General features: G+C 71.9%; 7 protein-coding genes. 4 read left to right on the top strand and 3 right to left on the bottom strand.

Annotation, left to right across the window (positions count from 1 at the left end):
* The first annotated feature begins 94 nt into the window (after window positions 1-94).
* A complete protein-coding gene (locus tag CA983_RS37100; RefSeq protein WP_086605130.1) occupies window positions 95-1,474 on the top strand; it encodes a cysteine desulfurase/sulfurtransferase TusA family protein in 1,380 nt (459 codons plus the stop codon).
* A 62-nt stretch (window positions 1,475-1,536) separates the two neighbouring features.
* Here CA983_RS37100 and CA983_RS37095 read toward each other — a convergent pair whose 3' ends face one another.
* Entirely contained in the window at window positions 1,537-2,511 is a 975-nt protein-coding gene (locus CA983_RS37095; protein ID WP_086605129.1) for a carbohydrate kinase family protein, read from the bottom strand.
* A gap of 132 nt (window positions 2,512-2,643) precedes the next feature.
* Between CA983_RS37095 and CA983_RS37090 the strand changes: the two genes are divergently transcribed.
* Together CA983_RS37090 and CA983_RS37085 are read left to right on the top strand one after the other, a co-directional pair.
* Window positions 2,644-2,853, top strand: a complete 210-nt coding sequence (locus CA983_RS37090; protein WP_086605128.1) for a hypothetical protein — start codon at window positions 2,644-2,646, stop codon at window positions 2,851-2,853.
* 146 nt (window positions 2,854-2,999) lie between these two features.
* The gene (locus CA983_RS37085) at window positions 3,000-4,997 is read left to right on the top strand and encodes a hypothetical protein (RefSeq protein ID WP_086605127.1); all 1,998 of its coding nucleotides are present in this window, start codon (window positions 3,000-3,002) and stop codon (window positions 4,995-4,997) included.
* Window positions 4,998-5,085: 88 nt separating this feature from the next.
* On the opposite strand, the gene CA983_RS37080 is transcribed toward CA983_RS37085, so the two are convergent.
* The gene (locus tag CA983_RS37080) at window positions 5,086-5,442 is read right to left on the bottom strand and encodes a HesB/IscA family protein (protein ID WP_003989692.1); all 357 of its coding nucleotides are present in this window, start codon (window positions 5,440-5,442) and stop codon (window positions 5,086-5,088) included.
* Between the two features lie 283 nt (window positions 5,443-5,725).
* Between CA983_RS37080 and nadA the strand changes: the two genes are divergently transcribed.
* Window positions 5,726-6,910 (top strand): quinolinate synthase NadA, encoded by a 1,185-nt coding sequence (nadA, locus tag CA983_RS37075; protein ID WP_086605131.1) that lies wholly within the window; start codon window positions 5,726-5,728, stop codon window positions 6,908-6,910.
* A gap of 18 nt (window positions 6,911-6,928) precedes the next feature.
* On the opposite strand, the gene CA983_RS37070 is transcribed toward nadA, so the two are convergent.
* A partial coding sequence (locus CA983_RS37070; protein WP_158101929.1) for an outer membrane protein assembly factor BamB family protein occupies window positions 6,929-8,214 on the bottom strand: 1,286 nt, incomplete at its 5' end.

Raw genomic sequence — 8,214 nt, 5'->3', positions numbered from 1 at the left:
GGGCGAGTGCGGGTGGTCGGGGGTCGTTCGCGCCCACGCGGCGGAGCCGCATATGGACGCAGCCCCGCGCCCCTTGGGGGGTTAGCGTTGCCGTGTGGCTTACTTCGATGCTGCTTCCTCCGCTCCTTTGCATCCCGTTGCTCGTCAGGCGCTGTTGGCCTCGCTCGACGAGGGGTGGGCCGATCCTGCTCGGCTGTACCGGGAGGGGCGGCGGGCCCGGATGGTGCTGGACGCTGCGCGGGAGGCTGCTGCCGAGGCCGTGGGGTGCCGGGTGGACGAGTTGGTGTTCACCTCGTCGGGGACCCGGGCTGTGCATGCGGGGATCGCGGGGGCGTTGGCCGGGCGGCGGCGGGTCGGGCGTCACCTGATCGTGTCGGCGGTCGAACACTCCTCCGTGCTGCACTCGGCCGAGGTGCACGAGGCGGCCGGCGGGACGGTCACGCAGGTGCCCGTCGACCGGGGCGGGGCGGTGGATCCGGCGGCGTACGGCGATGCCCTGCGCGCGGACACGGCACTGGCCTGCCTCCAGTCGGCCAACCACGAGGTGGGGACCGAGCAGCCGGTGGCCGAGGTGGCCGAGGTGTGCCGGGCGGCGGGGGTGCCGTTGCTGGTGGACGCGGCGCAGTCGCTGGGGTGGGGGCCGGTGGAGGGCGWCTGGTCGCTGCTCGCGGCCAGCGCGCACAAGTGGGGCGGCCCGGCCGGGGTCGGCCTGCTCGTCGTTCGCAAGGGCGTTCGGTTCGCACCCCAGGGGCCGGTGGATGAGCGGGAGTCGGGACGGGCGGCCGGTTTCGAGAACATCCCGGCGATCGTGGCGGCGGCCGCGTCGCTGCGGGCCGTACGGGCCGAGGCGGCCGAGGAGGCCCTGCGGCTGCGGGAGCTGACGGAGCGGATCCGGGTACGGGTGCCGCAGGCGGTGCCGGATGTCGAGGTGGTCGGCGATCCGGTGCGCAGGCTGCCCGGGGTCGTCACGTTCTCGTGTCTCTATGCCGACGGGGAGGCCCTGCTCCACGAGCTGGACCGGGAGGGTTTCTCGGTCTCGTCCGGCTCGTCCTGCACCAGCAGCACCCTGACGCCGAGCCATGTGCTCCGGGCGATGGGCGTGCTGAGTGAGGGGAATGTGCGGGTTTCGCTGCCGACGGGAGTCGCCGAGGAGGATGTCGAGCGGTTCCTGGAGGCGCTGCCGGGGGCCGTGGCGGCGGTGCGGGAGAAGCTGGGGGCGCCGGTCGCCTCCGAGGTCGCCCGCGAGGAGGACGTCCTGGTCGTCGACTCCCTCGGCAAGCGCTGTCCGATTCCGGTGATCGAGCTGGCGAAGGTCATCGGCGACGTACCGGTCGGCGGCCTGGTCCGGGTGCTGTCGGACGACGAGGCGGCCCGGCTGGACATCCCGGCGTGGTGCGAGATGCGGGGCCAGGAGTACGTGGGCGAGGAGCCGGCGGACAGCGGAACGGCGTACTCGGTCCGCCGGGTGATGTGAGAAACCCAGGGGCGCGGGGAACTGCGCGACCAGCCCCCCACGCCCCGCAGCCGAAGGCGGTCTCAGCCCAGGTGCGCCTGCACCTCCGCGGCGGCCTCGTCCCCGTACGCCTTGGTGAACCGCTCCATGAAGTGCCCGCGCCGCAGCTGGTACTCCTGCGTCCCCACCGTCTCGATGACGAGAGTCGCCAGCATGCAGCCGACCTGGGCGGCACGCTCCAGGGAGACGCCCCAGGCGAGGCCCGAGAGGAACCCCGCGCGGAAGGCGTCGCCGACGCCGGTCGGGTCGGCCTTGCGCTCCTCCTCCGGTGTGCCGACCTCGATCGGGTCCTCGCCGGTCCGCTCGATCCGGACGCCCTGCGCGCCGAGGGTGGTCACACGGTGGCCCACCCTGGACAGGATCTCCGCGTCGGTCCAGCCGGTCTTGGACTCGATGAGGCCCTTCTCGTACTCGTTGGAGAAGAGGTACGTCGCCCCGTCCACCAGGATGCGGATCTCCTCGCCGTCCATACGGGCGATCTGCTGCGAGAAGTCGGCGGCGAACGGGATGGACCGGGAGCGGCACTCCTCGGTGTGGCGGAGCATGGCCTCCGGGTCGTCCGCGCCGATGGAGACCAGGTCGAGACCGCCGACGCGGTCGGCGACGGTCTTCAGCTCGATGAGGCGGGCCTCGCTCATGGCGCCGGTGTAGAAGGAGCCGATCTGGTTGTGGTCGGCGTCGGTCGTGCACACGAAGCGGGCGGTGTGCAGCGTGTCGGAGATGCGGACGGAGTCGGTGTCGACGCCGTGCCGGTCGAGCCAGGCCCGGTACTCGTCGAAGTCCGCGCCCGCGGCACCGACCAGGATCGGGCGGGTGCCGAGCTGTCCCATGCCGAACGCGATGTTCGCGGCGACGCCGCCGCGGCGGACATCGAGCTTGTCGACCAGGAACGACAGCGAGACCGTGTGCAGTTGGTCCGCTACGAGCTGGTCGGCGAAGCGGCCGGGGAAGGTCATGAGGTGGTCGGTGGCGATGGAGCCGGTGACTGCGATGCGCACGGCGTGGACTCTCCTGAGGGAGGCGGACCTTGACGCTTCACGCTATCGGGTGGGTGGGGCCGCTCTGAAGACAAGGAAACTACCCGATAGTAGATCTTTCTCCGTGAGGCCCGGCGTGCATACGGTGCCGATATGACGAACCTCAAGGTCCAGGTACCCGTTCCGGTCGATCTCGAAGGCGATCTGGCGTCGCTGCCGGGGGACGGGGCCCGGATGGCTCCCCACTGGGCGGCTCCCGACCGGGTCGCCTCCCGGCCGGTGTCCCCGGCCCTGATCCACGGCGTGACCGTGCCCCCGGCATCGGCGCGGATGCTCGACGCGATGTCGGACTACGGGGACTGACCGGAGCTTTACCGGGAACCGTGCGCTCCCCCGCTGCGTCCCATCGCTGTCCCCCGTAAAGGGGATGCGGGATACGACCCGACAGTGGCCCGTTTCGGACCGGGCCGGGTCCCGTGGGACAGCTGTGCAGCCGAAGGAGCGATGCGGTGAACACCGAACGACCCGACAACGACGACGACGCCAGGGAAGTGGGCGGCGCCGGATCCGCCGACACCCCGGAGGTCGAGGAGCGGGGTTCGGCGGGCGCCGCTGAGGCCGCCGAGGCCGCCGAGGCTTCCGAGAGGCCGGGTGATGGCGCTCAGGCTTCTGAGGCGAAGGCGCAGGTCACGGACGGCGCCGAGGCGACCGAGGCCGGTAAGGACGACGCGGCCCCGGCGGCCGAAGAGCCCGGCACATCGGAAACCGACGCGGAGGAGACCGGCGAGCCCGGAGCCCCGGAAGCCGACGTCGAGGAGACCGGCGCACCCGGAGCGCCGGAAGCCGACGCCGAGGAGACCGGCGCACCCGGAGCCCCGGAAGCCGACGCCGAGGAAGCCGGTACCGATGGTGCCGGCGTCGAGGACGCCGGTCCGGCCCCGGACCGCGAGGTCGCTGCGGAAAGCCCCGGCGTCCGGGAAGCCGACTCCGGCCCGGCTCCGAAAGCAGACGCGGAAACCTCCCCCGCATCCCACGGCGACCTCCCCCGCGATGACAAGCACCTGGTCCGTCCGGGCAGTGGGCGGTCGCGGACGCCCGCGATCATCGCCTCCGTCGCCGCCGCCGTGCTGCTGATCGGCGGTGGTGGGGCCTGGCTCGCGGCCAACGCCTCCGGTGGATCCGACGGCGGTGCGACGTCCGGCGCGCCCGGTGGGAACGACACTCCCCCGCCGCTCGCGCTCGACGGATACTCGGAGTCGACGTCGGGCGGTGGCAACGGCATCGCGCCCGGTGAGCCCAACCCCTACGGCGCCACCTACCGGGTCGACGGCCCGCTCCCGGACGGTCCCGGCGAAGCCCCGGTGTACCGGGCGCAGGGCGCGGTCACCAAGGAGGACGTGGCCCGGCTGGCGAAGGCCCTCGGGGTCGAGGGGTCGCCGGTGGCGCAGGGCGAGGCCTGGAAGGTCGGGGCCGGTCAGGACGGTTCCGGACCGAGCCTCCAGGTGAACAGGCAGGCGCCGGGAGCCTGGACCTTCAGCCGGTACGCCCCGGGCACCGACAACTGCAAGGGCACCGACACCTGCACCGCTCCGCAGTCCGGCGGCGACCCGGTCAGCGAGACGGAGGCCGAGAAGGCCGCGGCGCCCGTGCTGAAGGCGCTGGGTCAGGATGACGCAAAGCTGGACGCGAGCCAGGTCATGGGCGCCCAGCGGGTGGTGAACGCCGCTCCCGAGGTCGGCGGACTGCCCACGCACGGCTGGACGACCGGGGTCACGGTCGGCTCCGACGGCGAGGTCGTCGGCGGCAGCGGCCAGCTGAAGACGCCGGTGAAGGGGGACACGTACCCCGTGGTCGGCGCGAAGAAGGCGCTGGAGCTGATGGAGGAGCGGCCGACGGGCGACCACCGCATGGGCATCGGCGGCTGCGCGCGCCCCGTGCCGCTGAAGGACCGGCTGGAGCAGCCCTGTGAGTCGACGGCGAGCGGCGCTCCCGAGAAGAACGCCGTGACGGTGCGGGACGCGGTGTTCGGGCTGGCCTCGCACTTCGTGGACGGGCGGCAGGCGCTGGTGCCGTCCTGGCTGTTCGAGGTGACGGCGCCGGGCGCGAAGGACCCGTTCACGGTGACGTACCCGGCGGTCGACCCGAAGTACCTGGCCTCCCCCACGCCGAGCGAGCCGGGTGACAAGCCGACGTCGGCTCCCGAGCCGCGGGACGTCAAGGTCGACGGCTACCGCGCCGAGGGCTCGGAGCTGACCGTGACCTTCACGGGCGGGGTCTGCTCCGACTACGACGTGAAGGCGAGCGAGAGCGGGGACGAGGTGAAGGTCACGGTGACGTCGACCCCGTGGCCGGACAAGGTCTGCATCCTGATCGCGAAGCAGTTCCAGCAGACCGTGCAGCTGGACGAGCCGCTCGGCGACCGCGAGGTCGTGGGCTCGAACGGCAAGGCGGTCCCGCTGGCCAAGGAGGGCGCGCGGCTGCCGGCTCCCCCGACACGGGAGCGGTAGGACGCGACACAGCGCGAAGGCGGCGGCTCCGTCGGAGGGGGCCGCCGCCTTCGTCATGTCCGCGGCCGCGGGAAGCGGCTCGGCAGGCTCAGCTGAAGGAGTCGCCGCAGGCGCAGGAGCCCGTCGCGTTCGGGTTGTCGATCGTGAAACCCTGCTTCTCGATCGTGTCCACGAAGTCGATCGTGGCGCCGCCCAGGTACGGGGCGCTCATGCGGTCGGTGACGACCTTCACACCGCCGAAGTCCTTCTCCACGTCGCCGTCGAGGGAACGCTCGTCGAAGAAGAGCTGGTAGCGCAGGCCGGAGCAGCCGCCGGGCTGGACGGCGACGCGCAGCGCGAGGTCGTCGCGGCCTTCCTGGTCGAGCAGGGTCTTGACCTTGTCCGCGGCGGCGTCGGTCAGGATGATGCCGTCGCTGACGGTGGTGGTCTCGTCCGATACGGACATCTACATCTCTCCCGGGTTGTACGGAGACTGCTTGCCGACGGGTCCAACCGGCGGGGCCGCGGATTCATTCCGGGCCGGGCGCTCGATCTCGGCTCCCTTTCATGCTCGCACACGCGCCGGGAACCGGAAAACGGCTCTTTCCCGGCCTTCCCGGGAATGAACGGCGGCTCACCGGGATTCACGTCACACAGACGCTATGGCCATCGTCAAAGTGACGTGAAGCGGTTATGATAGATAGCGTCAATTCGACGAAAAGTCGCCGGAAACAGAAAGGGTGCGTGTCGTGACCACCGCCCACACCCAGGAGCTCGACGTACAGCCGACGCCCCTCGCCCTGCTGCTCCTCGGCCGTGAGGCCGACCCCAGGAGCGAGCGCGGCGTGGAGTGTCCCGGCGACCTGCCCTCGCCGTCCGACCCGGACTTGGTGGAGCGCGCCCGCAAGGCGAAGGAGAAGCTCGGGGACAAGGTCTTCGTGCTCGGCCACCACTACCAGCGCGACGAGGTCATCCAGTTCGCCGACGTCACGGGGGACTCCTTCAAGCTGGCCCGGGACGCGGCGGCGCGTCCGGAGGCCGAGTACATCGTGTTCTGCGGTGTGCACTTCATGGCGGAGTCCGCGGACATCCTGACGTCCGACGACCAGAAGGTCGTCCTGCCCGACCTCGCCGCCGGCTGCTCGATGGCCGACATGGCGACGGCCGAGCAGGTCGCCGAGTGCTGGGACGTGCTGACCGAGGCCGGGATAGCCGAGCAGGTCGTGCCCGTCTCGTACATGAACTCGTCCGCCGACATCAAGGCGTTCACGGGCAAGCACGGCGGCACGATCTGCACCTCGTCGAACGCCAAGCGCGCCCTGGACTGGGCCTTCGAGCAGGGCGAGAAGGTCCTCTTCCTGCCGGACCAGCACCTCGGCCGGAACACGGCGGTGCGGGACATGGGCATGTCCCTGGAGGACTGCGTCCTCTACAACCCGCACAAGCCGAACGGCGGGCTGACCGCCGACGAGCTGCGCGCCGCGAAGATGATCCTGTGGCGCGGCCACTGCTCGGTGCACGGCCGCTTCAGCCTGGACTCGGTGAACGACGTGCGCGAGCGCATCCCGGGCGTGAACGTCCTGGTCCACCCCGAGTGCAAGCACGAGGTCGTGGCGGCGGCGGACTACGTCGGCTCGACGGAGTACATCATCAAGGCCCTGGAGGCCGCGCCGGCCGGGTCCAAGTGGGCCATCGGCACGGAGCTGAACCTGGTCCGCCGCCTGGCGAACCGTTTCGCGCCGGAGGGCAAGGAGATCGTCTTCCTCGACAAGACGGTCTGCTTCTGCTCGACCATGAACCGCATCGACCTCCCCCACCTGGTCTGGGCCCTGGAGTCCCTGGCCGAGGGCAACCTGGTCAACCGCATCGAGGTGGACAAGGAGACGGAGGCGTTCGCGAAGCTGGCGCTGGAGCGGATGCTGGCGCTGCCGTAACCCTCGCCCGGCCCGTCGTCACCCCGAGTGCGGTTTCCGCTCGGGGTGCGCGGGGTCGAGACTGAAGACGGCGCCGTCGGGGGTGGCCGCGACCAGGGCGCCTTCGAAGAGCCGCACCTCGGTGGCACCCCAGTCGGTGTCGCTGCGTTCGGCACGCGGCAGCGTCTCCCACAGCAGCGTGCCCTTCCTCGCGTCGAGTGCCCCGACCCGGCCGCTGGCACTGGCCAGGTACACGACCCGGGCCCGTGGGTCGTAGGTCGCCTCGCCCGGTTGTTCCAGGCTGGTCGAGGTCTGCCACAGCGGCCGGCCCGTGCGGGCCGACACGGCGGTGACCCGTCCGGTGGAGGTGGCGAACCACAGGGTGCCGTCCGCCAGCGTCACCACTCCCGCGTACTCCTCGGCCAGCTTCGTCGTGCTCTGAGCACCGGTGTCCGGATCCACCGACCGGATCCGGGCATACGGCGCGTCCTCGCCGATGAGCATGTTCCCGTCCTCGTCCTGGGTCAGGTCCAGGAAGAGGAGCCGGCCGTCAAGGGCGCCGAGGAGGCCTGCCGCACTCGGTACGGTCAGCCGGCGTGTCGAGCCGTCGGCCCGGTCCAGCTCCAGGACCAGCGCCTCCCCGGTTCCCCCCGCGTCCGGGATGCACTCCGCGTACAGACCGTTGCCGGCCTCCGTGAAACCGCAGGAGTGCCTCGCGGGCAGCCGTTCGGTCCAGCGCTCGGCGCCGGTGCGGAGCGAGCGGGCCGTCACCGAGGTGCCGTCGCCCTCCGGGAGCACGACGATGTCGCCGGAGAAGATCACATCGGCCCACTCGTCGTTCACCGCGCGGTGCCAGAGCCGCTCACCGGTCCCGGTGTCGAAGGCGAGGACCCTGGTCGTCCCCTCGCCGTCGGGCTCCTGCCCGACCAGCACCGCGTCGTCCCGGACACCGAGGATCGTGAAGGTGGACGCGTCCTCGCCGGTCACTGCCTCCGCCGGGCCGACGCGCCAGACGGTCTCGCCCGTCCTGCCGTCCAGGCGGACGGGGAGGGTCCGGTAACCACCGCAGTAGACGGCCCCCTCGTACACCCGGCAGTCCGGCCCGCCCCGGATCGTGCCGTCGGTCCCCTCCGGTGCCTTCCGCACTCCGCGCGCGGCTGTCTCGTACGCGGTCGTCTGCCACGGCTTCCAGCCGCTCGGCAGCGCCGCCCACCGGGAGGTCGCGGAGGGCTGGGGGCCGGGCCGGTCCGCGCTCTGCGCCCAGCCGGGGCCGAGCGTCAGATAGGCCGTCAGGCCGAGGACGGCCGCGCCGACCGGGCCCGTCG

The sequence above is a fragment of the Streptomyces swartbergensis genome, assembly GCF_002148965.1.
Lineage (GTDB): Bacteria > Actinomycetota > Actinomycetes > Streptomycetales > Streptomycetaceae > Streptomyces > Streptomyces swartbergensis.
The sequence above is the reverse complement of the archived record's forward strand: the minus strand, read 5'-3'. Positions and strand labels throughout refer to the sequence as shown.